Origin of the sequence: Achromobacter sp. JUb104 (assembly GCF_024806975.1) — a bacterium.
Lineage (GTDB): Bacteria > Pseudomonadota > Gammaproteobacteria > Burkholderiales > Burkholderiaceae_B > Achromobacter > Achromobacter spanius.
Genome location: NZ_JANUEY010000001.1, coordinates 1,557,165 through 1,583,200 on the forward strand (window position 1 = coordinate 1,557,165; position 26,036 = coordinate 1,583,200).

Below are 26,036 nucleotides of genomic sequence, written 5' to 3' on the forward strand. Positions count from 1 at the left end.
GGCAACAAGGGGCTTTGCCATGGATAGACAAGCATCGGCCCACGGGGAAGCGCTGCCGGCCACGCCGGCATGGCGGGCGCTGGACGCGCACCTGGCGTCATTGGCGCCCCAGCGCCTGCGCGAACTGTTCCTGGAGGACCCTGCGCGGGGCGAACGGCTGACGCTGGAAGCGGCCGGTTGGTATCTGGACTACTCCAAGAACCGCATCACCCCCCAGACGGTTGACTTGCTGCTGGCACTGGCCGGGCAATGCGGCGTGCCGGCTCGTATCGACGCCATGTTCCAGGGCGACGCCATCAACGTCAGCGAAGGCCGCGCGGCCATGCACGTGGCGTTACGCTGGCCGGCGGGGGCCAGTGTGCACGTCGATGGCCAGGACGTGGCGCCCTTGGTGCATGGGGCGTTGCAGCACATGGCGAGTCTGGCCGACTCCCTGCGCATGGGTACCTGCCTGGGCGGCACGGGCAGGCCCATCCGGAATATCGTCAACCTGGGCATAGGCGGGTCGGCCATTGGCGTGGAAATGGCAGGCGCCGCGCTTGAGCATGACGCGCACAAGGCGCTGCGCATTCGCTTCGTGTCCAACGTGGATGGGGCGGATTTTGAGCAGGCGACGCACGACCTGGACCCCCGCGAAACGCTGTTTGTGGTGTGCTCAAAGTCTTGGAACACGTCAGAAACTCGGCACAACGCGGCCTCGGCGCGCGCCTGGTGTCTGGCAGCCATGCAGGACGACGCCCCGGTTGCCGCGCATTTCGTGGGGGTTACCGGCCATCGCGATGCCGCGATCCAATCGGGCATCCTGCCCGACCGCGTGTTTGATATCTGGGACTGGGTCAACGGGCGCTATTCGCTGTGCTCGGCCATGGGGTTCACGCTGATGGTGGCGATCGGGCCGGTCGCGTTCGGCCAGATGCTTGCCGGCTGCCACGACATGGATACACATTTCCAGACCGCGCCGCTGGCGCGCAACCTGCCCGTCATGCATGGCTTGATCAGCATCTGGAACAACAACTTCCTGGGGGCAAGATCCGTTGCGATTCTGCCTTATGACCATCACCTGCGGCAGTTTCCGGCCTATGTGCAGCAGTTGATGATGGAGAGCAACGGCAAGTCCGTCACGCAAGACGGCGACCCGGTGTCCGGGCATACCAGCGCCGTCTACTGGGGGACGTGCGGCACCAACGGGCAGCACTCGTTTCATCAGTTGCTGCATCAGGGCAGCCAGGCGGTGCCTTGTGATTTCATCGGATTTCTTGCGTCGCTTGGCGGCTCGCGCAAGCAGCACGAAGAATTGCTGGCGAATATGTACGCGCAGGCCGAGGCGCTGGCGTTCGGCCAGCCGGGGACGGAAGTGGGGGCCGAAGCGAGGGCAGAGGGCGGGGTAGCGAACGGGTCGGAGGACAGGACAGCGGCGGCAACGGAAGGGCCAGAACACGGGGCGGGGCCGGCGATGGCGCATCGGCACGTAGCCGGGAATCGTCCCAGCAACACGCTGCTGGCCAAGCGCCTGACCCCGCGCGCCTTGGGGGCGCTGGTGGCGCTGTATGAGCACAGCGCCTACACCCAAGGGGTCATCTGGAATATCGATTCATTCGACCAATGGGGGGTGGAGCTGGGCAAGAGGCTTGCCTTGCGCATCACCCACGAGCTGGAGGCCGGCACCACCGGCGCACAAAACCACGACAGTTCCACCCGGACACTGATGCAGAAAACCCTGGACGCCCGTCATGGGTAGGGCGCGCTGCACGGACCCGGCGGCAAGACCGCCTGACGCAGAGGGTGTACGACCCGTGGTGCGCTGGTCATTGTGCGCTACCCTGACAGAGCTCCGTTCGCCAGCGCACACTGCGCCGGCCGGTTACGCCAGGGAGCCACCATGCCCGAGCCCCACCTTCCCACCCAGAATCAACTGCTGGCAGCGTTGTCGCCGGCAGAGATGGACCGTTTGTTCCCACAGCTTGAGCGCGTCGCCATGCCGCTGGGCAAGGCCTTATATGAACCCGGCGGCCGCATGCGGCACGTCTGCTTTCCGGTCGATTGCATTGTGTCGCTGCTCTGCGTCATGGAAGACGGCGCATCGACAGAGATTGCGGTGGTCGGCAATGAAGGCATCGTCGGCATTTCGCTTTTCATGGGCGGAGAAACCACGCCCAGCCGCGCCATCGTGCAAAGTGCGGGCTCGGCCTATCAACTGAAAGGCCAGGCCCTGAAAGACGAGTTCGACCGGGGCGGGGCCATGCAACACCTGCTGCTGCGCTACACGCAGGCGCTCTTGACGCAAATGGCCCAGACCGCCGTCTGCAATCGGCATCACTCACTGGACCAGCAATTGTGCCGCTGGCTGCTGCTTAGCCTGGACCGGCTACGGTCCAACGAGATCATCATGACGCAGGAACTGATCGCCAATATGTTGGGCGTGCGGCGCGAAGGCGTCACCGAGGCGGCGGGGCATTTGCAGGAAGCCGGCCTGATCCGATACCGCCGTGGGCATATTGACGTGATCGACCGCCCCGGCCTGGAGGCGCGCGTGTGCGAGTGCTACACCGTGGTCCGCGATGAATATGACCGTCTGCTGAGTCAGCGCGTGCCAGCCCGGCGCCCCTGATTCAAGACCTGGAGCCGTCCGTGCCGTATGCCCACCCCGCGCTCCCCGGCGTATCCAACCGCCTGCTTGACGCCTTGCCCGACGCTGAGCGCGCACGCTTGCTGGGCCGGTTCGACGCGGTCGACCTGGCCTTCGGCCAATGCCTGTTGCAGCCTGGGGGGCGATTGGATGACGTCTACTTTCCCACGGGTGGCTACGTATCGCTGATGCTTCCGCTTCCGCGCGGCGGCGCGCTGGAAGTGGGGCTGATCGGCAACGAGGGAATGTGGGGCATCGACGCGGCGCTGGGCGCCTTGACTTCGCCGATGCGCGTGGTGGTGCAGGGCGGCGGCACGGCCTTGCGCATGACGTCGCTCCGGTTCAGGCAGGAAATGGACGCCAGCCTGGCGCTGCGCCAATTGCTGAACTGCTACATCGTGGTCAGCTTGCGGCAGTTGGCGCAAGCCGCGGCCTGCATGCATTCCCATCTGGTCGAGGGCAGGCTCGCGCGCTGCTTGCTGATGACGCAAGACCGCGCCCACGCCGACAATTTCCACCTGACCCACGAAACCCTGGCCTGCCTGCTGGGCGTAAGGCGCGTCGGCATCACGGTGGCGGCCTCGGCCTTGCAACAGCGCAAGCTGATCGCGTATCACCGAGGCCATATCGCCATCCTGGACCGCGTGGGCTTGAAAGTGGCGGCATGTGAGTGCTATGCGGCGGATCTGCGCAGCTATGCAAGTCACTTGCATTAAGCGTTATTGCTCGCGGGCCGCTACCGCCCCGTGCGCAGTGGATGGCAAATTCCAGGATCAGCAGCCTGGTAAGGCGCATCGCAAGGCGCCATTCAAACTCCAGATTCCGGCGGCGTCCAGGGCATTCCGTTTTCATCGGTGCTGAGAAAGTCGTCCAGTGCCTTCTTGTCGGCAGCGGCTTTCTCGGGGTTGCCGACCTGATCAAAGGCCGATGGCGGTGTGGGCGCGACGGCACGGTAACGCAGGCGTATTGACGCCAACATGGCATCCCAGATCTTGCCGGCTTCCCTGTCGGACAAGGCCGCGTTCACGCGGGGCGGCGCGGGTGGACGTTTCCAGGGGGGAATGGCGTGTTTGTCGGGGACGAAGCGGGGCAGGGACCAACGGACGAGGTCCAGTTTGACTTCGTCGGGAACGCTCTGCATAAGCGCGCCGCCGCCACTCATGCGCAAGTGCATGGATGGCTGGGTAAATCCCGGCGTGTCCCGGTAGTTTTCTGCCAAGAAGAGGAAGGCATGATGGTCGGTGTCCGTGTATCCGAACGCAAACTGTTCCGCCGGCATGGCGGCAAGGGTCAGCTTTCCCGCGCGCAGCCTGTTATACAAGATACGGGATAGCTGTTTCTGTGCGCGTGCCTGGATGCCGGTGGATGAGTCTGGCTGCAAGGCGGTAATGCGGGCTTCCAATTCAATGTTGGAGCCGTCTATATAAAACTCAAACATGCCGATTTCCTGATCGTGATGTTCGCGGATGATGACGGGGCCGAGCCCGAAGCCTGGTCCGGCACTCTGCGGGTCGGTGATCTTCGAGATGGTCTTGGCCAGGGCTTGAATGCGGGCTTCGACTGGCGCGATGACGTTCTCGTATGACTGAGCTTTGATCAGAACGTAGACGTCATCAACAAGAAGATGCAACTCATGGGTGTGATAGTTTTTCTGCTGGCGGTTGCGAAAAAAACGCAGCAAGGTTTGTGTTGGAGTCAGGCCTATCTGAGCGAGCAGCATAGAGTTGCCTGAATAGTGAGCGACTTGCTGGATCTGCGACGATCTGTCGTTTACTGCGCTGGTAAAGCGCTCAGGGGATACATCCATACCTAGCACTCTGACTTCGACGGTCGTGAAATCGGTATCCAATCCGTAATACAACGTGACGTCGCTGCCTGTGCTGTACCGCCAGTTCGAAGGCAAGTCGATCAAGTGTCGGCCGAATGCCCAGGTGCGGATGTCTGTGGTTGCGTTGGTCACTGGAGTGTCCTTGTGTTGTAGGAGCAGGATGCTGCCGGCGACGAGGGCAGCAAGCGCAATTGCGGCGGCAACAACGCGAGTTTTCATGATGACTTCCTCGCCTGGGCCGCTAGTTTTAGGATCCACTGCAGCGTGATTAACTGGACCTGTTCATTTCGGAATGGGCCTTCATGTCCGAACCCCTGCATTTCGAGTTGTTCTTTCACTTGGCCGCGCTTGGCCTGGTCAATTGGTGCGCGACCTGAACTGATGGGGACCGTGCCGTCTCCAATGCCGTCCTGCATTTCGCAGTGCATCTCCCAATCGCTGTATTGCAGTTTTTCCGGCGGGGAAGTGGCGTCGAGATACCGTAGCGAGGGAGACGCCACGCGGCTTTGTCCTCTTGCATAAAGCGGCGTGCGACCATCGTGCTGAATATCCGAGTTTCGGGCCTCGAGAAGGGCTTCGATCGGGATAGGTGGCTGTGTCGTGTGTGCTGGGCGCAACCCCGGGCGTATCGTCCATCGAATGGATTCGAAGCTCGCGAATTTCGTATCCGCCCCATAGAAGACATAGGTATTAGGGTGGTAATAGGTGCCGAGCACTTCGTGGAATTCTCGCGCGCTTCCAATCGCTTGTTTGTAGTCTTTCCATTCGATGGCAGTCCCGCCTTTGGGCGCCAGCCATTCTTCTCTGATCAACCCCCACCATCGGCTTCTTTCGAGATAGATCGTTTCATACGGGCATTGCGAAGGGGACGGAACTGCCGACATGGCGGGAACAGTGCGCGATTGTTCTTCGCGTAAGAGCTTCAGCCATCCCGGTGAATAGCGCCGCGTCGGCAGCAATTGCAACGCACCTGGCGACTGAGCAAAAACTGCCGTTACTTCCTGCCCGCTGCCGCCGATCACAAGCGAGGTTCCGTAGTCCTCATCTCGCATGCCGACTTTGCAACGCCTGTAGGCTACCGGGGCGCCGTTGGTTGGCATGACGCCGTGGATGATTCCGCAGATTGCTGCCTCCATGCCGGGCAGGGTCGCGCACTGTCTGGCAATAAGGCCGCCCATCGAATGGGTCACCAATATGACCTGTGCGCAGCGATCTCCATACTGGTCTAGCAGAGTTTCAATCCGTTGCCGTAGCTTCTCAGCGGACTCTGCATTAGATTCAAGCCAGTTATACCCAAACGCATGCACCGGCATATTGAACCTGGCGCCGGCCAGCAGATCGTCCGTGGTTAGCGGTTTGACGCCTCCATCGCTTCCGTTTCGATCCAGCCCGTTCAACCCCGGCATAACGACATCCACGCCCGGCTTAAGGCGCCGATACGTTGCTTTCGGATCCTCCCAATGCCTGTCGTCCAATTCAAGCGCATAGTTCTCGTGGCGAGGAACCGTTGGGGAGTTCAGGACATGCTCCAACCACCGCAGGAAGCGTTCGTAGCTCGTTTGCCCAACTTCTCCCCAACCTCGTTCCCGGTAACGGTCCCTAAGGGCGGCTTTGCGGGCGGCGGGTAGTAGTTGTCCGTTCTCTTGCACCATTCCTAGCGGAACGTCGGGGACTGCGCCTTGGTCATCGACTTCTACACGTTCGGGATGCAAGCGTCTCTGACGAAAACCCGCCTCTTTAGTGACCCACTGGGATAGCAAGTGGGTCGGCAGCCCCAGCATTCCATAGTCGAGGGTCCAAACCGGTTTGGTTTTTTTCCCGGGGAGCGGTAAAGCCGACCTTAAGTTACTCCCCATCACCCCTGGAATGAATATCACCGGCAGGATCAGATCTGGCCCGATACGTAGTTGAACTGGGTCGGTGATCTTGCAATCGGTCAAGGTCCACGTGAAGCATTGTTGACCCCGGGCGTCGTAGTGAAACGGTGCCACGCGCTCGGTCGGCGGGTCTTTCTCGGGTTTGATGTCAGTCATTTCTTATCGCCTTTCCATTCGATATAAACGCCGTCCATGCGCATGTCTTTTTGCATGGTTAGAAAACCCTCGCTGTCCGTACGGCCAGTCACTTGGGAGCCGTCGTTGCGCCATAGGGTGTATTCGGCATTGCGAGCGAGGGAGCCGTCGGCGAGCGTTGCCTGGAATCGGTCGTCAAACGGCGTTGCCTCCCAGGTGTTGAATGCCATCGATGCGCTGTTTGGCCCCACAAAGTTGTGTTGTGCCGCCTTGACCGTCAGCTTGCCCGGCATGCCCAGTTCAATATTGCCGTCGGCCATCTTGATGTACGCCCCGCCGCAAAGCAGCGTGATGTGTTTGTCGGCGGCTACCAATACGTGCTGTTTGCTGGAGGTGATTTCGGCGCTTTGGTCGGCCTGGATGCGGATGGCGTTGTGTTGCGCTTGCAGCAGCAGTTCGCCTTGGTGGGCGATGTGGCGCATGGCGCCGCTTTGCGAGAACAGGCCCAGGTCGCCACCTGCGTTGATGACGACTTTGTCGCCTGCGCTGATCTGCTGGTGCTGTTGGGCGATGCTGTCGATGTGGGCCCCTGCCGTCATCACGATGCTGGCGGGCGTGGCGGCGGCGATGCCGGCGGGCGCGCTCAGGCCCATCGCGCCGGCATTGCCTTGGCCGGTGCCCTCGGGCTGATTGTTGGCGCCGTGGCCAAGGTCGCGTACGGCTTCGGTCAATGACTGCTGGGGCTGCGCGTCGTGAGTTATGCCTTCGTGGGTGCTGGCGTAGTCACCCAGGTTACGAGCCAGTTCCAATGCGGATTCCAAGGCGGCGACGATATCGGATCGGTCCAATTGTCCGCCCTTGGCTTGCAACTGCGCCTCGGTGCTCAACAACAATCCCTTGGCCGCTCGCAACGCCCCGTGCTCGTCCGTGCGCAGTTCAAATCCCTCACCACGAGGTTCGCCACCGCCTGGACGCGGGTGCGTCAGGTAGCCCAGGTGCAACTGCGTATCGCCGTGCTCGCTCATCAAGGCCGCGCTGATCTGTGCCGACGTATCGTCCAGGCGCAGTTCATTGGCGCGATTGCCCTTGTGTTCCTTGCTTTTGATGGTGTTCAGGATGTTGTGGCGCGGCAGTTCATACGGCGGCAGGTTGGTGGCGCGGAACGTTCTCCCGATGACCAAAGGTTGGTCTGGATCGCCATTCGCGAATTGCACGATGACTTCTTGCCCGATGCGGGGTATCGCCATATGCCCCCACAGAGCCCCGGCCCAGTTTTGCGAGACGCGGATCCAGCAGGAGCTGTGTTCATCGTTGCGACCCAGCCGGTCCCAGGGAAACTGCACCTTCACACGGCCCCAGGCGTCGCAATAGATCTCTTCGTTGGGCGGGCCAACCACGGTGGCCATCTGTGGGCCGTCGAGGCGGGGTTTGGGGGCAGGCTCGGGCTTCCAGTCGACTTTGTCGGGCACGAGTTCGGCGGTGTAGTGGTAGCGCGTGCCTTGTTCGGAACCCGCCGCGTCTTCTTCTTGACTGGTGTACTGCACGCCGTGGTGGCGCATGCGCACGGGGCGCCAGCCTTGGTTCCAATCTTCGCGCGGGTGGCCGGTCAGGTCGAAGGCGACACCGGGGATCAACCGCGCGTCATCGCCTTCGACGAACGCCACGCGGGCATCGCGGCGGCGGCCCAGCAGGCGGGTTTGTGTGAAGGGCTTGCCGGCTTCGTCGCGTTTGTAGCGGCCGGGGTAGTCGTAGCGTTCGTACCGATGATCCTGGTGGTCAAGGTCGGCGGCTACCGGGGAATGTTCCTGGCTATAGCGCGGATGGGTGTAGGTGTAGTCGCGCTGGGTCTGCACGGCGGTGCGGATGCGCTCGGCGTAGGAGAAGCGATGTAGCGCGGGTTCTGTTTGATCTCCACCCGGCATGGGGTTGTAGACCACCGGCCCGCCTTCGATCTCGCCATGGATGTAGATGCGGTCGCCGTGGATCAGGCGATGTCCGTGTTCCGAGTGCGCGTAGCGATAGAAATAGCCTTCTTCGGCCGCCAGCCTGTCCAGAAACGCCAAGTTGGTGTCGCCGGCCTGCACGCAGTATTCGCGCGGCAGGTGCTCAGAGGTGGTGACTTGTTCGTAGTCGGTGATGCCTTGCCGCTTGATCACATCGGCCAGGATCTCGGGCACGGACAGGTGCTGGTAGATGCGCCAGTCGGAGCAGCGCGGCGCGGGCCAGGGAGGGTTCTACGACCAGCCGGTAGCGCGTGCGCCGAAAGCCGGTGTCGGCTTGGACGAACTCCGTGACGATGCCGTGCACATGGCGCACCGCCTGCTCCCCGCGCCAAATGGTGAAAAGCGCGGGCTGGTCCAGCAGCGTACCGAAATCAATGGCGGGGTCGATGCTGGACAGTTCGAGGCAAAGCCGATAGGTCTCGGACAGCGCTTCGTCCAGCGTGAACCCAATGACGTCAAACGCCACGCCGCTGGCGGGGGTGAAGGTGAAGCGCAAGTCGGACAGCCGAGGCACGGCGGTGCTCCTTTTGGCGGTGTGCAAGATGGAACCCAACATCTTGCACAGCGGCAAAAGGCGCCGTCTATTGGACGACTACGAAACTGCGTCTCGCTTTCCTAAGAGGCCAAACTAAGTGGTCAAGCTAAGTGGCAAAGCTAAGCGTTAAAGCTAAGCAGCACAGCTAAGCGGCCAAGTTGCGCTTCAAGGCGTGGATCAAGTCCGCGCGGGCCTCTTGCGCTTGGGGCAGCAGGCGTGTCATGCCGATGAAGCTGTGCGGCACGCCGGAATAGACGACCAGCATGGGCGCCGCGCCGGTGGCGAAGAGTTTGTTGGCCAGGTCCAGCGTGTCGTCCAGCAGCGGGTCCAGCGCGGCGGCTTGCAGGATCAGCGGTGGCAGGCCGTTCATGTCGGCATGCAGCGGGGCGACACCGGGGTCCGTCAATTGCGCGGCGTCGGCAACGTACTGCCGCCAGTACCAATCGAGCTTTTCCGTGGACAGGCCAAAGCGTCCGTCGCCATAGGCGTCGTGCGAAGCCGTGTCGCGGCGGGCGGAGAGCATGCCGTAGATGACGACGCCGGTCTTGATGAAGGCGTCGCCCTCGTCGCGCAGGCGTTGCAGCGCGGCCAGCGTCAGATTGCCGCCGGCGGATTCGCCGCCCACCGACAGGCGCGATGCATCCAGGCCCAGTGAGGGCGCCTGGTCGCGCAACCAGCGCAGCGCGCCCAGCACTTGCTCCAACGCGACGGGGTAGCGGGCTTCGGGCGACAGAGCGTAAGACAGGCCCGCCGTGACGATGCCGGCGTCGGCCGCGATCTCGCGTTTCCAGCGGTCCAGCGAATCCAGATCGCCATGCGCGAAGCCGCCGCCGTGCAGGTGCAGGTACAGGGGCAGCGGCGCGTCACCCGCGCCTTCCGGGTAGTACAGACGCAGCGTGGCGGGCACGGGTAGATGGTCCAGCCGGTGTTCCACCACGCGGCCAACGGGTGGCGCGGGCTGGCTCAACCACTGTTGGTAGGCGCGGCTTTTTTCGCGGAATTCGGCAATGGGCGTGGTCAGCACGTTGGCTGTGCCCACGCCGTGCTGTTGCGCCAATGCTTGCGCGGCCAGTACGTCGGGCGCCAGGGTAGGGGTGTGGGAAGCGTCGCTCATGGGGGTCCTGTGGGGAAGGCCAATGCGGGGAACGCGCCAGTATGACGCGGATCGCGCGGCCTTGCTGAAACCCGCTTGCGCGGCCGCGCTTGGCGCTATCATCGTTGCGTCTTCAGCCGCGCCGGCTTAATACGCTTTGCCAGGCTTGCTGTCGTCACGCTCACTGTCGTCACGCTTGCCTTGTCACCCTTTATCGCCTTCTTGGAAACGTCACATATGAACGACCGCCTGCACCAGACGCTGCTTCGGTTTGACCAGTACAACGGCACCGATCCGAACTTGTTTACCTGGCAGGGCGAGACCTGTCCGCAGGAACTGTTCCTGGCGCAGAAGCTGCATGAGTGGGTTTTGAAGCTGGCGCCCGACGCATCGTTGCCGCTGGTGCTGGCGTCGCGCTGCCAGCACATCGGGCGGTGGGAAATCAGCCGCAAGAGCTATCCCGATGGGCGCGTGGGCTATCTGACGTGGCGCAAGGCCTTGGCGCGGCATCATGCCAGCGTCGCGGAAGGGATTCTGCGCGAGACGGGCTACGAAGACGACGTGATCGACCGCGTCAAGACCATCGTGATGAAGCAGGGCATCAAGCAGGACGCCGATGTGCAGACCATGGAAAATGCCTTGTGCCTGGTGTTCCTGCAATATCAGTACGAAGCCTTCCACCCCGCGCATGGCGAGAAGATCGTGGAGATTCTGCGGAAGTCTTTGCAGAAGATGGATGCGGCGGGCCACAAGTGGGCGCTGACCTTGCCGTATAGCGCGGCCGGGACGGCGTACCTGGAGCAGGCGCTAGCGGCGTAAAGGGCGGCATACGCGGTTAACACGTGGCGGTTAACACGTGGCGGTTAACGCGCACCACGAGCAAAAACACACAAGCCCGGCCGCGACGATGACGTCGCGAGCCGGGCTTGTTGCCGTCGTGCAAGCCGAAGCTTGCGCAAAGGCGGTATGACTACGCAGGCTTGTCGGTGGACGTATCGTCGGCAGCCTTGGCGGATGCGTCGCTGGACGAAGCCGGCGTGTCGACGGATGCCGAGTCAGCGGTGAGTTCCGTTGTATCAGCGGTGAACTTCGTTGAGTCAGCAGTGAGTTCCGTTGAATCAGCGGTGAGCTTCGTCGTATCAGCGGTGAGTTCCGTGGTGTCGACCGTGGCGCCAGCCGAAGACTCAGCCGGCGCTTGCGGTGACGATTGGACCGGAGCGGTGACAGGCGCCGAGACCGGAGCAGCGACGGCGGCAGAGGCCGAAGCGGCGGTGTCGGTGCCCGCAGCCGCATCCGCGGCAGGCGCTTCGCCAGAGGCAGCGGCAGCCGCGGCTTCCTTCTTGGCCTTGTTGCGCGCGGCGGCGTTCTTGGACGCGCTGCGCGAAGCCATGCGCTTGGCATGCTTGGCTTCGTTGGCGGTGACGGCGCCCGAGGGTTCGCCGTTCAGGTCCACGCGCGGCGCGTCTTCCACCATGCACGCCCAGTAGCGGCGGCCATCACACCAGGTCTTGACTGCTTCCTTGATCTGCGCCTCGTCCAACTGCAAGGCCTGGGCGTGTTGCACCAGGTCAGCCAGCACGCCCAGCTTGAGCGGCAGCTTCGGGGCGGGATTCTTCGGGAAGGCGTTGGGAAACTGGCGTTGCAGGCGCGAGATCGCGACCACGACCGGGTCCACGGGCGATTCGCGGCGTTCGCGCTGCGGGCGCTGACCCTTGTCGCCGCTTTGCGAGCGTGCGTTCTTGTCGCCGCCTTGCGGGCGCGGGCCCTTGCCGCCACCAGGCGGGCGAGGTCCTTTGCCGCCGCCTTGCGGACGCGCGTCTTTCTTGGGGGTAGGCTCTTCAGGCGCCTGCTTGGTGATCAAGGCCCGGATCGCGGCTAACTGTTCTAGTCCCATTTGCTACACAAAAAAAAGGTTGAGGCCGAGAGCATCAGCGCTCGGGCGGCTATCCAGACAGCACGACAAGCAGTGCCAGGAATAAAAGAATGCCGAACGCGGCCAGGGCAAACGGCAGTAGTAGAACATACACGCCGCGTTCTTGCCCTTGTCCGTGGGCCAAACCCGCCGCAATCGACATCCTGACGGGAGAAAAAATGCCCATTGCCGTGCCCGAAACGTGTAACAGCGCAGCCGCTGCCGGCACGTTCAAGCCCGCGTTAAGCGCCAATGATAGCTGCGACGGCATGAACAAACTATTCGGCGCGTTGCCGCTGTTGGCCAGAATACCAAAGGCGCCCGCCAGCAAGGGTGTGATCAGCAAGGTCCATTCCCGCAGCGTGGCGAACAGGCCATCGGCATAGGCTTGCGAGATGCCCGCGCCGGCCAGCACTTCGGCCATCATCGCGAACAGGAAGACGGACATGACGGCGTGGCGGCCCGTGTGCCAGGCGACGCGCGCCTGGGTCGTCAATGCGCGTGGCTCGCGGCGCCAGGCGGCCAGCGCCAGCGCGCCCGCGATCAGCCAACTGCCGGCGTGCAAAAAGGGCTTCCACGCGGGCAGGTCGGTGAAGGGCTGGATGTCGGCCCAGGCGCCTAACGCTTGATTCAACGCGGGGACGAGCCGTGTGACGGCCAGGCAGGCAATCACCAGCATGTAGGGCAGCGCGCGTCGGGCGGCGGCCAGCGCCTGGGCGCGGCTGGGGCGGCGGTCCAGCACGAAGCGCAGCACGATCAAGGGGCCAAAGGAGGCCAGCAGCGCGGTTTCGGGGCCCAGCACGGCGGTAGCAGCGCTCAGCAGGGCCAGGCTTACCGCGATCCAGGCGGCTTCGCGCCCGTGTTCGGCGGCGTCGGCGCGCAGCCCGGCGTGGCGCGCGGTGCGCCAGAACAGCAGCATCCACACCGCCATCAGCAAGGCCACCGCCACCATGCTGTACAGCGCCAGTTGCGTGGCCGGCACGCGCGCATAGGCGGACGCCAGCAAGGTGCCGCTGCCCATCGCGCCCCACGGAATCAGGGTCTGGCTCAACAAGGCAAACACCATGATGTCGCGCGGCTTCAGGCCCAGCGGGCGGATCAGCACCACGGTGCCCAGCATGCCCACGCCAAACCCCGTGGCGGATTCGGCGAAGGGGCCGATCAGAAAACAGGCAAGGAACAGGCGCCGCCGCCGGGCCAGCGGGTCATTCAATTCGGGATGTGCGGCGGCCTGCACGGGCGCCTGGCCCTGCGAGGCCATCTGCCAGAACAGCAGGCCGCCCAGAATGTAAGGCGTGATGATCCAGCCGATCCATGCCCCACGCTCAAGCGTCACCGCCAACTGCGCTCCGCCAAAGGGCGCTCCGCCGAAGGGCGCCTCGCCGAGGGGCACCCCGCCACCGGGCGCGGCGAACAGCGCAATGGGGATGGCAGCGCACAGCCCCAGCACGGCGGCTACCGTCGTGTTGACCCGCCCACTGGCGATGGCGGCGATCACGATCAGGGCGGGCAGGGACCACAGCAGGTAGATCATCGGCGGGGCGCTAACGTTGATGCCGTTTGTTGAAGCCGCTTATTGCGGCGTGGCCTTGGCAGGCGAACGCAGCACGATCTGCGTGATCTCCGAGGGGCGACCCAGACGGATCGGAAATCCCGGCCACAGCCCGGCGCCATTGCTGACGTAGAGGTGCATGCCGTCGACGTCGTATCCGCCCGATACATAGCCTTCATTGGCCAGTTGCGTCAGCAGATGCGGCCCCAGGATCTGCCCGCCATGCGTATGGCCGGACAGTTGCAGCCCGGCCCCGGCACGGGCGTTTTGCACCGCGCCGATGGGGCGATGGCTCAATAGAATGACCGGGTCCGTCGCCGGCACGCCGTCCAGAGCGCGCGTCACATCGGGCACATCCTCGCCGTAGGCGGCCGCCATTTTGTCCGTCACGCCGGCCAGCACCAGACGCTGGCCGTCGGGCGTCAAGGTCACATGCTCGTTCAGCAGCAGGCGCAGGCCCAGGTGTTCGAAAGCGGGCAGCCAGCGTCGGTACTCCGCGTAGTACTCATGGTTGCCGGGAATCGCGTAGACGCCATGGCGGGCGCGCAGCGCTTGCAGGGGCAGCACATCGGCTGCGCGGGCGTCGGTGGTGCCGTCGACCAGGTCGCCCGTGATCACGATCAGGTCGGGCTTCAAGCCGTTCGTCTTGTCGACCACGGCCTGCATCCAGGGCGCCTCCAGCAACCGGCTGGCGTGCAGGTCGGTCAACTGCACCAGGCGAAAACCATCGAGCTCGGGCGGCAGCTTGGGCAAGGCGACTTCAATGGTCTTCACGTCCGGCACGCGCACGGCCTGCCACACGCCGATGGCGGACAGCGCCATGGCCAGCACGGCGGCGGTAGCGCCCCAGCGGCGCGCCGCCAGCAAGCGCCGGCCGCGCGCCCGTGACACGGCGTAGACCGCCACGCCGGCCACGTCGCGCACCAGCAGCAGCATGGCCAGCAAGAGCAGCCCGCCGAAGAGCCAGCCCAGCACCATGATCAGTGTGGCGGGGATCTCCGGGGAAGCCATCGAGCCGAAGAAGTGGCGCGTCACCAGATGGTGTTCGGCAATGGCAATCAGCAAGGCGGACAGCAACAGCTTGGCGGGCTTGGATAAAGACAGGGGCAGGACGAAACGCCAGATGACGTAGAGACTGATCAGTCCCGTGAAGACATGGAACACGCGGTGATTCCTACTGGAAGAGGGCGGGATGCCGTTGGAAAAAATCGGACCGGCCGGAGCCAGCGACATTATGCCGGTGCGACAGGGCGTTCTGGTGACAGATCAAGGAGGCCGTGTGCAAGTTGCAGCGGCGCGTGGGCGAGTCAAGGCGCGTCTCCGCGAATACATGTCACGAATACTCGTCGTAATTTCGCAACAACAGATAGTTATGAGAATTAGTCGCATTACACTTTCTCCCCACATCAAAAGCCCCCCAGGGAGAGGAAGCCAGCATGCAAGCAGCCAGGCCGCAACGCCGCAAACCCCGTATACCTTCTGTTGATCAGCCCGGCTTCCCTCGGCGCCGTACCGCTGTCCTGGTGCTGATGGCGCTGGCGTCCGCCAATGCAGCCGCGCAGGACAGCGCCGTGGCAACCTTGCCTACCGTCCAGGTCGTGGGCGAGGGCGACCCGACCACGACAGAAGGGACGGGGTCCTACACGCCGCGCGCCACGGCCGCCGGCACGGGCCTGCCGTTGACGCTGCGTGAAACGCCGCAATCCGTCACGGTGGTGACCCGCCAGCGCATGGAAGACGAAAACATGCTGTCCCTGGCCGACGTCATGGCCAGCACGCCGGGCATCTCCGTACAGAACTACGACAGCGAGCGCTATTCATTCAGCTCGCGCGGCTTCTCTATTACGAATTACCTGTACGACGGCGTGCCCACCGACTTCGACACGGGCTATGCGGGCGGCGAGTCGTCCCTCGACCCCATCATCTATGACCGCGTGGAAGTCGTGCGGGGCGCCACCGGCCTGCTGACCGGCTCGGGCAATCCGTCGGCGTCCATCAATCTGGTGCGCAAACACGCCACCAGCCGCGAATTCAAGGCCGACGTCAGCGTCAGCGCCGGCAATTGGGACACCTATCGCGGCACGCTGGACCTGTCCACGCCGTTGAACAAATCCGGCAGCGTGCGCGGCCGCATCGTGTCGGCCTACCAGGACAACCATTCCTACCTGGACGGCTACCAGAACAAGAAAAAGATCTTCTACGGCGTGGTGGACGCGGACCTGAGCTCGCGCACCACCTTCAGCGCCGGCTTCAACTATCAGGACAACGACCCGCAACGCAGCAGTTGGGGCGGCTTTCCGCTGTGGTACGCGGACGGCGGGCGCACGGACTGGAAGCGGTCGCTGAATACCGGCGCGGATTGGAGTTCCTGGGCCAGCACCACCTCGGGCGGCTTTGCCAGCCTGGAACACCGCTTTGACAACGACTGGCGCGTGCAGGCCGTGGCGTCCCATTCCAAGCACGAAATGGATGGCAAGCTGCTGTACCTGTACGGTTGGCCCGACCGCGAAACCGGCTTGGGCGTGAATGGTTCGCCCGCCTGGTACGTGGGCGACCGCAAGCAGAACAGCCTGGACCTGAAGGCCTCCGGCCCGTTCACGGCCTTCGGCCGCCGCCATGAAGCCGTGGTGGGCGCCAGCTTCACCCGGCAATACGCGGACTTCGACTACCGCTCGGCGCTGGACGCCGCGCCGGTAGGCAACTTTTTCAATTGGGATGGCTCGTATCCCGAACCGCAATGGAGCGACACTGCCGTCACCGCCAGCCGCTACACCACCAAGCAAAGCGGCTGGTACGGCGCGCTGCGCCTGAACCTGGCCGACCCCTTGAAACTGATCGTGGGCGGCCGCTATAGCACCTGGAAGACGGACTCGGTGGGCTTTGGCGGCGGTGACCATACCGCCTTCGACAAGGACGCCTTCATTCCCTACGCCGGCTTGCTGTACGACATCAACGAGACCTACACGGCCTACGTCAGCTACACCGGCATCTTCAACCCGCAAAGCTATCAGGACCGCAACGGCAGTTGGTTGGATCCGCTGGAAGGCAAGTCCTATGAAGCCGGTATCAAGGGCGAATTCCTCGAAGGCCGCTTGAATGCCAGCGCCGCCATTTTTCAAGTCGAACAGGACAACGTCGCTCAGACCGACCCGGGCTACTTGGTGCCGGGTTCGATCAACCAGGCATATCGGGCCGCACAAGGTACGCGCAGCCGTGGCTTTGACCTGGAGATGTCGGGCGAAGTGACGCCGGGCTGGAACGTGGCGGCCGGTTGGTCGCATTGGACGGCCCGCGACGGTGACGGTGCCCCCATCCAGACCGACCAGCCGCGCTCGCTGGTGCGCCTGTTCACCACCTACCAGTTGCCGGGCGATTGGAACCGCCTGACGGTGGGCGGCGGCGTCAACTGGCAAAGCGGTGTCTACACGATTGCCAGCGGCCCCAACGGCGACGAGCGCGTCAGCCAGGGCAGCTACGCCATCACCAACCTGATGGCGCGCTATCGCTTCAACCGCAACCTGTCGGCGCAGTTGAACGTCAACAACGTGTTTGACCGCAAGTACTACAGCCAGGTCGGCTTCTACAGCCAAGGGGCTTGGGGCGCGGGCACCAGCGGGATGTTGACGATGCGCTATCAGTACTAAGTTTGGCGGCGCTCATGCGCTTGCGCAGAGCGCCACCGGGCAGTCACGCAAGAGCGCGGTCAAGGGCATTTCGCCCGCCGCGTTCGCACTGACCTGAGCCCCGGACAGCACATTGCGCAGCGTGCCCGCATCAATATCGGCGGGCAGGACCACGCGCGTGCCCTCCCAGTAGCGGCAAGCCTGCGCGGCTTGGTCTTCCGTGTAAGCCGCCAGTGCCCGCGCGCACAGCCGGGGCGCCACCGCCACAACGCTGCGCCCCTCATGTCGGCGCACATAGGCAATTACGTGCGCCGCGCGCGGGCCGATGACAGCAAGCGGCGTGCAATCTCCCAGGCTGAACAGGTCAGGGTGGCGGGCGCGCAGCGCCAGGGTGCGGCGGATCAGTTGCTGCTTGATGGCGCCGCTGCGCCAGGCGGCGGCGTCGGTATCCATGGGTAGCTCGGCATCCGCTGCCTTCAGCAACGCCGCGCGTTCGGCGTAGTCGACGGGGCGTCGGTTGTCGGGGTCGACCAGGCTGAAGTCCCACAGGTCGGTGCCTTGGTACAGGTCGGGCACGCCGGGCAGCGTGTTGCGCAACAAGGTCTGGGTCAGGCTGTTCACCAGCCCGGCGGGGGCGATGCGCAAGGCCCACGCGCCGATGTCGCGCAGCAGCGCCTGGCCATCGCCCGGGTCTTGCAAGCCTGTGATGCAGGCACGGGCGGCGTCTTCGTAGGCGGCGTCCGGATCGGTCCAGCTTGTGTGCAGCTTGGCTTCACGCAGGGCTTTTTCTTGCCACTGCGCGATGCGTTCAAGAAATTCAGAGACGGACGCGGTGACCTCAACACTGCCGTCATCCAGGCGCTCGACCGATAGCGACAGTGGCCACGCGCCCACCAGGCTTTGCAGCAGCAGATAGCGGTCGGCGGGGCTGGGCGCCCCCGGCTTGGCCAGGCGCGGTATCCATGCGCCGACCATGCGCAGCCATTCGTCGGGCGCTTCGCTCAGCACGGCCAGCCGCGCGCGCGTGTCTTCGCCGCGTTTGTGGTCATGCGTGGCGGTGGCCAGCATGGCGTGCGGATGCGTGCGCGCACGCGCCGCGCTCAGCGCATGGAACGCTTGCAGCGGCAGCGCAAAGCGCGTGGGGCTGGAACCGACCTCGTTGCGCGACAGCAGCGGGCCACGTCGGTAGAACAAGGTGTCTTCCAGTGCCTTGGCCGCCAGCGGCGGGGTCAGTTGCTGGAAGCGGCGCAAGGCCAGGGCGCGGGCTTGCGTTACGGCGGTGTCGGCCACGTCCTGTTGCGCCGCACCGCCCAGCCATTCGTCAATCTGTTCCAGCAAGCGGGCGTCGGCGGTGGCGTCGCCCAGCGCTTCTCGCGCCTGGTCCAGCGCCACGCGGCACCAGTGCGCATCGGCCGCGCTGCGCCCCCCGTCTTCCGCATAGCTGCGGTACACCGGAAACGCCGCCAGCAAGGCCGTCAGCACGCGGTCGATGGCCGGGCTGGTCCAGTCGCGCGTGCGCAGGTCGAAGCGGGCGATGCGCGTCAGCGCGCGCACCAGCGCCTGTCGTTCAGCGGGGAAATGGCGCGCCAGCATGCGGTGGCGCGCGTCGCGCAGTTGGGCCGTGGCGTCGCGGGGGTCACCACTTAACGCTACCCAGCAGCGTTCAAGCTGGGCTTGCGCCTCGGGCGCATGCAGCAGCGCGCCCACCTGGTCCATGAAGTCGTAGCCGGTGGTGCCCTCGGTGGGCCAGCGCGCGTCCAGCGATTCGTCGTCGGCCAGGATTTTTTCAATGATCAGATAGGCGCCGCCAGGCAGGCCGGCCTGTTTGCGCTCGCTATCCGCTTGCCGCAAGGCATGGCGCAGGCGGCGCAGATACGTGCCGGGGCTGGCCAGGCCATCGATGTGGTCGATGCGCAAGCCGTCCAGCACGCCTTCGCGATACAAGCGCAACACCAGGCCATGCACGGCATCGAAGACCGCGCCGTCTTCCACGCGCACGCCAACCAGTTCGCTGATTTCAAAGAAACGGCGCCAGTTGATCTGCTCGGGCGCAGTGCGCCACCATGCCAGCCGGTAGTGCTGACGTTCCAGCAGCTCATGCAGCCGCGCGCGGCCCGCGTCGGTGCCGGGGTCGCAGGCGGCGCACAAGCGCGCGAGATCTTTGCGTGTTGGATCTCGTTTTAGATCAGGTTTTAGCTCGGGTTTTAGCTCGTCTCTGAGTTCACTGGTTGCCGACTCGCCAGTCAGCGAGCCCGGCGCCAGCGGCAGGCGCTGGCCGCCCGCGTGGATATGGCAGGTGCCCGCGTCCGCATCGTGCTCCAGGCGGATGTCGCCCGCCGCCAGGGCCTGGCCGTACAGGTCGCCCAGCACAGGCAGCAGCACCTTGCCGCGCAACGCGGGGTCGGGCGCGTCCCAGTCGATATCGAAGGTGCCGGCGTGCGCGCTGTCCTGTCCGTGTTGCAGCACATCCGCCCACCAGGGGTTCGACGCATGCGCCGCCATGTGGTTGGGCACGATGTCCGCAATCAGCCCGAGACCGCGCGCGCGGGCGGCGTCCGCCAGGCGGCGCAAGGCGGTTTCGCCGCCCAGCTCGGCGCTGACGCGCTGGTGGTCGATCACGTCATAGCCGTGGGTGGACCCTGCGCGGGCCTGGGTGATGGGCGACAGATACAGGTGGCTGACACCCAGCGCGGCGTAGTAGGGAAGCTGCGCGCGGGCGTCGTCCAGCGTGAAGCCGGCATGCAGCTGCAGGCGCGCGGTGGCGCGGGGGATAAGCGTCGGGTTCATGGCCGACCCCGCAATGCGCGCACCGGACGCAGCCGCGCCTGGCTGGTGGGCGCGCTCAGGCAGTCCGCCACGGACAGCGGCACGCGCTGGCGCCAGTTCGGGTGATGCGTGGTGGTGCCGGGCAGGTTCGGTTGGTCCAACTGCCCGGTCAAATCTTCCAGCGTGACCAGCATCAAGGGGCAAGGCGTGGCGGCGACAAAGCCCAGCAGCTCCGCGCTGGGCGTCCGGCGCGGCAGCGGCAAGGTGGACGCCGCCGGCGAGCAGGATTGCACCGCCCGCCACAGGCTGGCGCGTTCATCAAGCCGGCCGGCACGCAGCGCGGCTTCGTCCTGGTCAGGCGCCAGCAAGCGCAGGCGGGAACGCCACAGGATGTCTTGCGCGTGCCACCAGCCTTCCAGCGTGGGCAGATCGTGGGTCGTAGTCATGGCGACGGCATTGGCGGGCCACTGCGAGGGTGGCAGAAAGTCGGGCGGCGCGGTGGACGGCGCGGGCGGGGTTGCGCTGTCGGCACCCGCTTCCGGCGCGGCACCGGCGTCGCGCATGAACCACAGCACGTCCATGCCCAGCACGCCGTGCGCTTCCAACTGTTCGTCGAACCCTTCCGGCACCGTGCCCAGGTTTTCACCGACGATCAGCGCGCGGTGCAGCCAAGCTTCCAGCGCGGTCAGGCGCAGCAACTGCTGCAAGGGATAACGCAGATAGCCGCCGTCTTGCGGGCTGGCGCCGTCGGGTATCAGCCACATCCGGGCCATGCCCAGGATGTGGTCGATGCGTAATCCGCCAGCGTGCGCCAGGCAGGCGCGCAGCATCGCCAGAAAGGCCGAGTAGCCGGAGGCCTGCAAGGCGGTGGGTGACAGCGCGGTCAGGCCCCAGCCTTGGCCCAGCGGGTTGTACAGGTCGGGCGGTGCGCCCACGCTGGCGCGTGTCATCAGGTCGGCATGCCGGCTCCAGGCGTGGCTGCCATGCGGGCTGCCGCCCACGGCCAGGTCGGCCACCACGCCCACGCGCATGCCGGCATCGCGGCCCGCGTGCTGCACGCGCTTCAGGCTTTCGGCCGCCAGCCATTGGCTGAACATGTGCGCGTCCACATCGTGAGCGTGTTCGGCCGCGTAGCGTTGCGCGGCGGATGAGCGCGGGTCGCGAAATTCAGCGGGCCATTGCGTCCAGGGCACGGGGGCGCCCGCCGCCAGGCTGTGCTCGGCGTGCAGGGCTTCGAACAGGGCGTGCTCGAACAGGTCGGAACCGGCCGTGGCGCGATAGCTGTCATAGGCGCCGCGTTGCTCGGCGCTGGCGTGGGTGGTGAAGCGGTCGTGCAGGCGGCGCAGCAGTTGCTGGCGAAACGCCGCCGCCGCGGGCCAGTTGATCAAGGGTTGCGCGTCCAGCACAGGCAGTCGCGCCTGGGTCATGCCCGCCAGCGCGTCGCGCACGGCGTCCGCGCCCAGGATGCCGGCGGGGTCGGCGTACAGCGTGTTCAGGAACAAGCGGCTGGACGGGGAATAGGGGCTGCACTGCGACGGGTCCGCCGCGAACATGGCGTGCACGGGGCTGATGGCCAGGGCATCGGCGCCAGCCGAGCCGGTGGCGACCGCCAGGTCGTGCAGCGCGCCGAAATCGCCAAAGCCGTGCGTGGCCTGGGTTGGGTCGGGGGCCGGGCGCCGCAGGCTGTAGACCTGTACGGCCAGGCCCCAGGCGCGAGCGTCCTGGGCTTGCAGCAGTTCATCCAGCGACGGCGCGCGCGGCGGGCAGACGGCAAGCGTCGTCATCCCGGCCTGCGTGTGCACGGTGTAGTAGCCGGGGCCGGTCGGCGCGCGCAAGGTGGCGGCGCCGTCTTGTCCCAGTGAGGTGCGGCCGGAGAGGGCCGGCCCGAAGGGGGATTCGATGCGATAGGCGCCCGCGCAATCGGGCGGCAGCGGCACGGCCTCGCCCGGCAGCGCGATCAGCATGGCGGGAAGGTGCGCGCGCGCGGACATCTCGGCCAAGCGGTGGCGGCTGTCGCGAATGTCCGCCTCGGAATCAGCCGGTAAATCCATGGCGGCCAGCAGCGCGCGCAAGGTGTCGGGCGACACGCGGCACGGGCGCTGGCTTGCGTCGGTCCAGTGCTCGGCAATACCGGCCTCGGCGGCCAGCTCGGACAGCCCGGCGGGGGCGGCGCCGCTCATGCTGCGTCCTCCAGCAGCCAGACAGTGCTTTCCGGGCAGACGCTGCCTTGGCTCAAGGCGTCGAACGCTCCCGCGCGCGACTCAAACAGCAGCGACGAGGCCAGGGGCGGCGTGGTGGCCTGCTTGCGCGGCAAGGCCACGTGCATCGGCCCCAGGTTGACGTACGCCGTCAGTAAGGCGCCGTCGCCCAGGCGCCACCGGGCGTGCACGCTGTGGTCGCCCACGGCACGTGCGTACACGTTGCGCGCGCCTTCCAAGCGGGGCGCGATCACGCGCAGGCGCAGGTCCAGCAGCGCGCTGTACAGGTTGCCCCAGGACTGGGCTTCCGCGCTGTCGGCCTGGGGCCAGGGCGCGCTTTGCTCCCAGGTGGTTTCGGCATTCGGGTCGGGCACGGGCTCGCCATTGGCGCCCGAAAATTCCGGGAACGCGGCGAATTCACGCTGGCGGCCTTCGCGCACAGCCTGCGCCAGCGCCGGGTCCGTGTGGCTGGTGAAGTACAGGAAAGGCGCGCGGCTGCCGCTTTCCTCGCCCATGAAGATCAGCGGAATCTGCGGCGCCAGCAGTTGCATCGTGACGGCGGCGCGCAGGCGTTCGGCGTTCTCGGCAAGCTCGGTCAGCCGCTCGCCCCAGGCGCGGTTGCCGGTTTGGTCATGGTTTTGCAGGAACAGCACGAAGGCCGTGGGCGGCAGGTGGCCGCTGGGTTCGCCGCGCGTCGCGCCTTGCCGGTAAGGCGAAGGCTGGCCTTGATACAGCCATCCTTCAGCCAGGCAGCGCGCTAGCGCCTGGGCGGGCTGTTCCGCATAGTCGGCGTAGTAGCCGCGGGATTCCCCGGTCAGCAGGTGATGCAGCACATGGTGCGCATCGTCGTTCCATTGCGCGTCGTAGCCTTCCGTCAGCAGGCTGGCGCGGTTGTCGTCGTTTTCCAGCACCAGGTGCAGGTGGCGCTGCGCCGGCACCTGGCCACGGACGAAGCGCGCCAGTTCCACCAGCCAATCGGGGTCGGAAATGGCGTGCACCGCGTCCAGCCGCAAACCGTCAAAGCGGTATTCCGTCAGCCAGTACAGGGCATTTTCTTCAAAGTAGCGGCGCACGGCGGGCTGCCGGAAATCAATGGCGGCCCCCCAGGGCGTGGACACGTCGTCGCGAAAAAAGGGCGCGGCGTATTGGGACAGGTAGTTGCCGTCCGGGCCGAAGTGGTTGTAGACCACGTCCAGCATCACGCACAGGCCCAGCCCGTGCGCGGTGTCGATCAAGCGCTTGAGTTCGTCGGGCGTGCCATAGGCCGTGTCCGGCGCGTAGGGCAGAACGCCGTCGTAGCCCCAGTTACGCGGGCCGGGAAAGTCCGCGATGGGCATCAGTTCAAGCACGGTGATCCCCAGCTTGGCCAGGTCAGGCAGCCGTTCAGTCAGGCCGGCAAAGCCGCCCGCCAGACCCGGATGCGCTTCGTAGATGACGGCTTCGCGCCAGGGGCGGCCCATCCAGGAAGCATGCCGCCAGGGGTAGGTGTCCGGCCCCACGACGACGCTGGCGCCATGCACGTCGCCATCCTGCAAGCGCGAGGCGGGGTCGGGCACCAGCAGGTCCTGCCCGATGCGATAGCGGTAGCGCGTGCCGGGCGGGCAGTTCACATCCACCTGGGCGTAGCCGTCGGCATCCGGTTGCAGCGCGATGGGAACTCGCCCGTCCATCACCAGGGCAAGGTCGGCCGGGGCCGACGGCGCCCACAGGCGAAAGCGCGTGCGGCCGTCAGGCAGCGGCAGCGCGCCATGGGTATAGGGTTCGGGCAACACGGTCATGAGGCACTTCCGGGGATGCAGGTGGCGGTCAGCAGGACGAGGCTATGCGCCTCGACCGTGACCTCGGATTCAGAAACGGGGGCCGCGGGCACTTGCGTGGCGGAGTCCAGTTCACGCATCCAGGCTTGGCCGGGTTCGGGCAAGGTGAAGGTGGCCGGCTCGGCGCTGGGGTTCATCAGCAGCAAGGAAATATCGGCGCTGCCGTCTTCGCGCAGCGCCGCGCGCCGCAGGGCCATGGTGCGCAATGTTGGGTCGTCCCAGGCGGCCTGATCAATGGGCCCGCCGTGAGTGTCCAGCCAACTGATGGCGCTGACGCCCGGGCAGATCTCCTGCGCCGCGTCGCCAAAGCGCGCCGCGCGCAGGCTGGGGTGATCGCGCCGCAGCGCCACCACCCGCGCCACGAAGTGGCTGAGCGCGCGGCCCGTGTCGCTCTGCGCCTGCACCCAGTCCAGCCATGACAGCGGACCGTCCTGGCAATAGGCGTTGTTATTGCCGTCCTGGCTGTTGCCGAACTCGTCGCCCGCCAGCATCATCGGCGTGCCGTCCGACAGGAACAAGGTGGCCAGCAAGGCGCGCTGGACGCGGCCGCGCCGCTCCAGAATCGTGGCGTCTTCCGTCGGACCTTCCACGCCCCAGTTGTGGCTGTAGTTTTCCGAATGACCGTCGTTGCCATCTTCGCCGTTGGCCTCGTTGTGGCTGCCGTCGTAGCTGACCACGTCCTGGATGGTGAAGCCGTCGTGCGAGGACACGAAGTTGATGCTGGCCCAGGGGCGGCGATGGCGGCGGTCGAAGATGTCGCGCGACCCGCACAGACGCGCGGCCATGTCGCCGCGCATGCCTTCGTCGCCGCGCCAGTAGCGGCGCACGGTGTCGCGGTAGCGGTCGTTCCATTCGCCCAGGCCGGGCTGGTGGTTGCCTAGCTGGTAGCCGTCGGGGCCGATGTCCCAGGGTTCGGAAATGAGCTTCACGCCGGCCAGCACGGGGTCTTGCAGCAAGGCGTCGAAGAAGCCCGAGCCGGGGTCAAAGCCCGTGCCTTCGCGGCCGAGTGTGACGCCCAGATCGAAGCGGAAGCCGTCCACGCCATACGACTGCGTCCAGTAACGCAGGGAATCCATCACCATTTGCAGCACGCGGGGGTGCGACACGTTGACGGTGTTGCCGCAGCCGGTGTCGTTGATGTAGTAGCGTTCTTCGCCCGGCATCAGCCGGTAGTAGCTGGCGTTGTCCAGCCCGCGCCAGGACAGCGTGGGCCCCAGCTCGCTGCCTTCGCAGGTGTGGTTGTAGACCACGTCCAGAATCACTTCCAGGCCGGCCGCGTGCAAGCGCCGCACGGCCTGGCGCAAGTCGTTGGGGCCGCGTTGCAGATAAGTCGGTTCCGGCGAAAAGAACGACAACGTGTTGTAGCCCCAGTAGTTGCGCAAGCCCCGTTCCAGCAGGAAGCGGTCTTGCAGGAAGGCGTGCACGGGCAGCAGTTCCACGGCCGTGACGCCCAGCCGTTGCAGGTGTTCGATAAAGCGCGGGTCCGCCAGCGCGGCGCAGGTGCCACGCAGGGGCGGGCGCAAGTCTTCGCGCTGCATCGAGACGCCGCGCAGATGCACTTCGTAGATGGTGGTGTCCGTCCACGGGGTGTTGGGGGACTTGCTGTTGCCCCAGTTGAACGGCACGTCTTCGGTCACCACGCCCTTGGCCATGGCCGGCGCGCTGTCGCGTCGGTCCATCGACAGGTCGGCGCGCGCATGATTCAGCCGGTAGCCAAAGAGCGCATCGCTCCAGCTGACCGGCCCGGTCATCTGGCGGGCGTAGGGGTCCAGCAGCAGCTTATGCGGATTGAAGCGGTGGCCGTTGCGCGGGTCATACGGACCATGGGCGCGATAGCCGTAGATCAGTCCCGGCTGCGCATCCGGCAGGTAACCGTGCCAGATCTCATCGGTGCATTCGGGCAGGTCGAAGCGCCGCAGTTCCTTGCGGCCGCGAGCGTCAAAGATGCATAGCTCGATGCGGGTGGCGTTGGCCGAGAACACGGCGAAATTCACGCCCAGGCCATCGCTGGTGGCGCCAAGCGGATACGGCTGACCGGTGGTGAGACGGGTGAACTGAGTGGGGTCCATGG

16 protein-coding genes and 1 pseudogene are annotated in these 26,036 nt (G+C 65.5%); 5 read left to right on the forward strand and 12 right to left on the reverse strand.

Annotation, left to right across the window (positions count from 1 at the left end; genetic code table 11):
- The first annotated feature begins 19 nt into the window (after positions 1 to 19).
- The 3 genes from pgi (at position 20) to M2361_RS07050 (ending at position 3,342) form a co-directional block, all read left to right on the forward strand.
- Entirely contained in the window at positions 20 to 1,738 is a 1,719-nt protein-coding gene (gene pgi / locus M2361_RS07040) for a glucose-6-phosphate isomerase (RefSeq protein ID WP_259247384.1), read from the forward strand.
- A gap of 141 nt (positions 1,739 to 1,879) precedes the next feature.
- On the forward strand, positions 1,880 to 2,608 hold the full coding sequence (locus M2361_RS07045) for a Crp/Fnr family transcriptional regulator (protein WP_259247385.1): 729 nt from the start codon (positions 1,880 to 1,882) through the stop codon (positions 2,606 to 2,608).
- Positions 2,609 to 2,628: 20 nt separating this feature from the next.
- Positions 2,629 to 3,342 (forward strand): Crp/Fnr family transcriptional regulator, encoded by a 714-nt coding sequence (locus M2361_RS07050; protein WP_259247386.1) that lies wholly within the window; start codon positions 2,629 to 2,631, stop codon positions 3,340 to 3,342.
- A gap of 92 nt (positions 3,343 to 3,434) precedes the next feature.
- Here M2361_RS07050 and M2361_RS07055 read toward each other — a convergent pair whose 3' ends face one another.
- The 5 genes and pseudogenes from M2361_RS07055 to M2361_RS07075 form a co-directional block, all read right to left on the reverse strand.
- Positions 3,435 to 4,673 carry a T6SS immunity protein Tli4 family protein gene (locus M2361_RS07055; RefSeq protein ID WP_259247387.1) on the reverse strand — a complete coding sequence of 413 codons (1,239 nt, stop codon included), beginning with the start codon at positions 4,671 to 4,673 and terminating at the stop codon, positions 3,435 to 3,437.
- The gene (locus tag M2361_RS07060; RefSeq protein WP_259247388.1) at positions 4,670 to 6,487 is read right to left on the reverse strand and encodes a lipase/acyltransferase domain-containing protein; all 1,818 of its coding nucleotides are present in this window, start codon (positions 6,485 to 6,487) and stop codon (positions 4,670 to 4,672) included. The genes M2361_RS07055 and M2361_RS07060 overlap by 4 nt, the downstream gene beginning before the upstream one ends.
- A complete protein-coding gene (locus tag M2361_RS29050) occupies positions 6,484 to 7,314 on the reverse strand; it encodes a DUF2345 domain-containing protein (RefSeq protein WP_404976351.1) in 831 nt (276 codons plus the stop codon). Before M2361_RS29050 ends, M2361_RS07060 begins: the two co-directional genes overlap by 4 nt.
- Positions 7,303 to 9,025 (reverse strand): annotated as a pseudogene (locus M2361_RS29055) (type VI secretion system Vgr family protein); the annotation flags it as partial. The pseudogene M2361_RS29055 and the gene M2361_RS29050, both read right to left, overlap by 12 nt.
- 124 nt (positions 9,026 to 9,149) lie before the next feature.
- Complete coding sequence (locus tag M2361_RS07075) at positions 9,150 to 10,118, reverse strand: alpha/beta hydrolase (protein ID WP_259247391.1); 969 nt, start codon at positions 10,116 to 10,118, stop codon at positions 9,150 to 9,152.
- 216 nt (positions 10,119 to 10,334) lie between these two features.
- On the opposite strand from M2361_RS07075, the gene M2361_RS07080 reads away from it, so the two are divergent.
- Positions 10,335 to 10,916, forward strand: a complete 582-nt coding sequence (locus tag M2361_RS07080; RefSeq protein ID WP_259247392.1) for a DUF4202 domain-containing protein — start codon at positions 10,335 to 10,337, stop codon at positions 10,914 to 10,916.
- Between the two features lie 151 nt (positions 10,917 to 11,067).
- Here the strand turns inward: M2361_RS07080 and M2361_RS07085 are convergent, their stop codons facing one another.
- The 3 genes from M2361_RS07085 to M2361_RS07095 are packed head-to-tail and all read right to left on the reverse strand — an operon-like array spanning position 11,068 to position 14,725.
- Positions 11,068 to 11,991: a ProQ/FinO family protein gene (locus M2361_RS07085; protein WP_259247393.1), complete on the reverse strand. Its 924-nt coding sequence runs from the start codon at positions 11,989 to 11,991 to the stop codon at positions 11,068 to 11,070.
- Positions 11,992 to 12,040: 49 nt separating this feature from the next.
- Positions 12,041 to 13,543 carry a hypothetical protein gene (locus tag M2361_RS07090; RefSeq protein ID WP_259247394.1) on the reverse strand — a complete coding sequence of 501 codons (1,503 nt, stop codon included), beginning with the start codon at positions 13,541 to 13,543 and terminating at the stop codon, positions 12,041 to 12,043.
- A 39-nt stretch (positions 13,544 to 13,582) separates the two neighbouring features.
- A complete protein-coding gene (locus M2361_RS07095) occupies positions 13,583 to 14,725 on the reverse strand; it encodes a metallophosphoesterase (RefSeq protein WP_259247395.1) in 1,143 nt (380 codons plus the stop codon).
- Between the two features lie 272 nt (positions 14,726 to 14,997).
- On the opposite strand from M2361_RS07095, the gene fhuE reads away from it, so the two are divergent.
- Positions 14,998 to 17,205 (forward strand): ferric-rhodotorulic acid/ferric-coprogen receptor FhuE, encoded by a 2,208-nt coding sequence (gene fhuE / locus M2361_RS07100; protein WP_259247396.1) that lies wholly within the window; start codon positions 14,998 to 15,000, stop codon positions 17,203 to 17,205.
- Positions 17,206 to 17,217: 12 nt separating this feature from the next.
- Here fhuE and treY read toward each other — a convergent pair whose 3' ends face one another.
- Genes treY through glgX form a run of 4 tightly spaced genes read right to left on the reverse strand, consistent with a single transcriptional unit; the run spans position 17,218 to position 26,034 of the window.
- A complete protein-coding gene (treY, locus tag M2361_RS07105; RefSeq protein ID WP_259247397.1) occupies positions 17,218 to 19,971 on the reverse strand; it encodes a malto-oligosyltrehalose synthase in 2,754 nt (917 codons plus the stop codon).
- Positions 19,968 to 22,130, reverse strand: a complete 2,163-nt coding sequence (gene malQ / locus M2361_RS07110) for a 4-alpha-glucanotransferase (RefSeq protein WP_259247398.1) — start codon at positions 22,128 to 22,130, stop codon at positions 19,968 to 19,970. The genes treY and malQ overlap by 4 nt, the downstream gene beginning before the upstream one ends.
- Positions 22,127 to 23,926: a malto-oligosyltrehalose trehalohydrolase gene (gene treZ, locus M2361_RS07115; protein ID WP_259247399.1), complete on the reverse strand. Its 1,800-nt coding sequence runs from the start codon at positions 23,924 to 23,926 to the stop codon at positions 22,127 to 22,129. Before treZ ends, malQ begins: the two co-directional genes overlap by 4 nt.
- A complete protein-coding gene (gene glgX / locus M2361_RS07120) occupies positions 23,923 to 26,034 on the reverse strand; it encodes a glycogen debranching protein GlgX (protein ID WP_259247400.1) in 2,112 nt (703 codons plus the stop codon). The genes treZ and glgX overlap by 4 nt, the downstream gene beginning before the upstream one ends.
- Positions 26,035 to 26,036 lie beyond the last annotated feature (2 nt).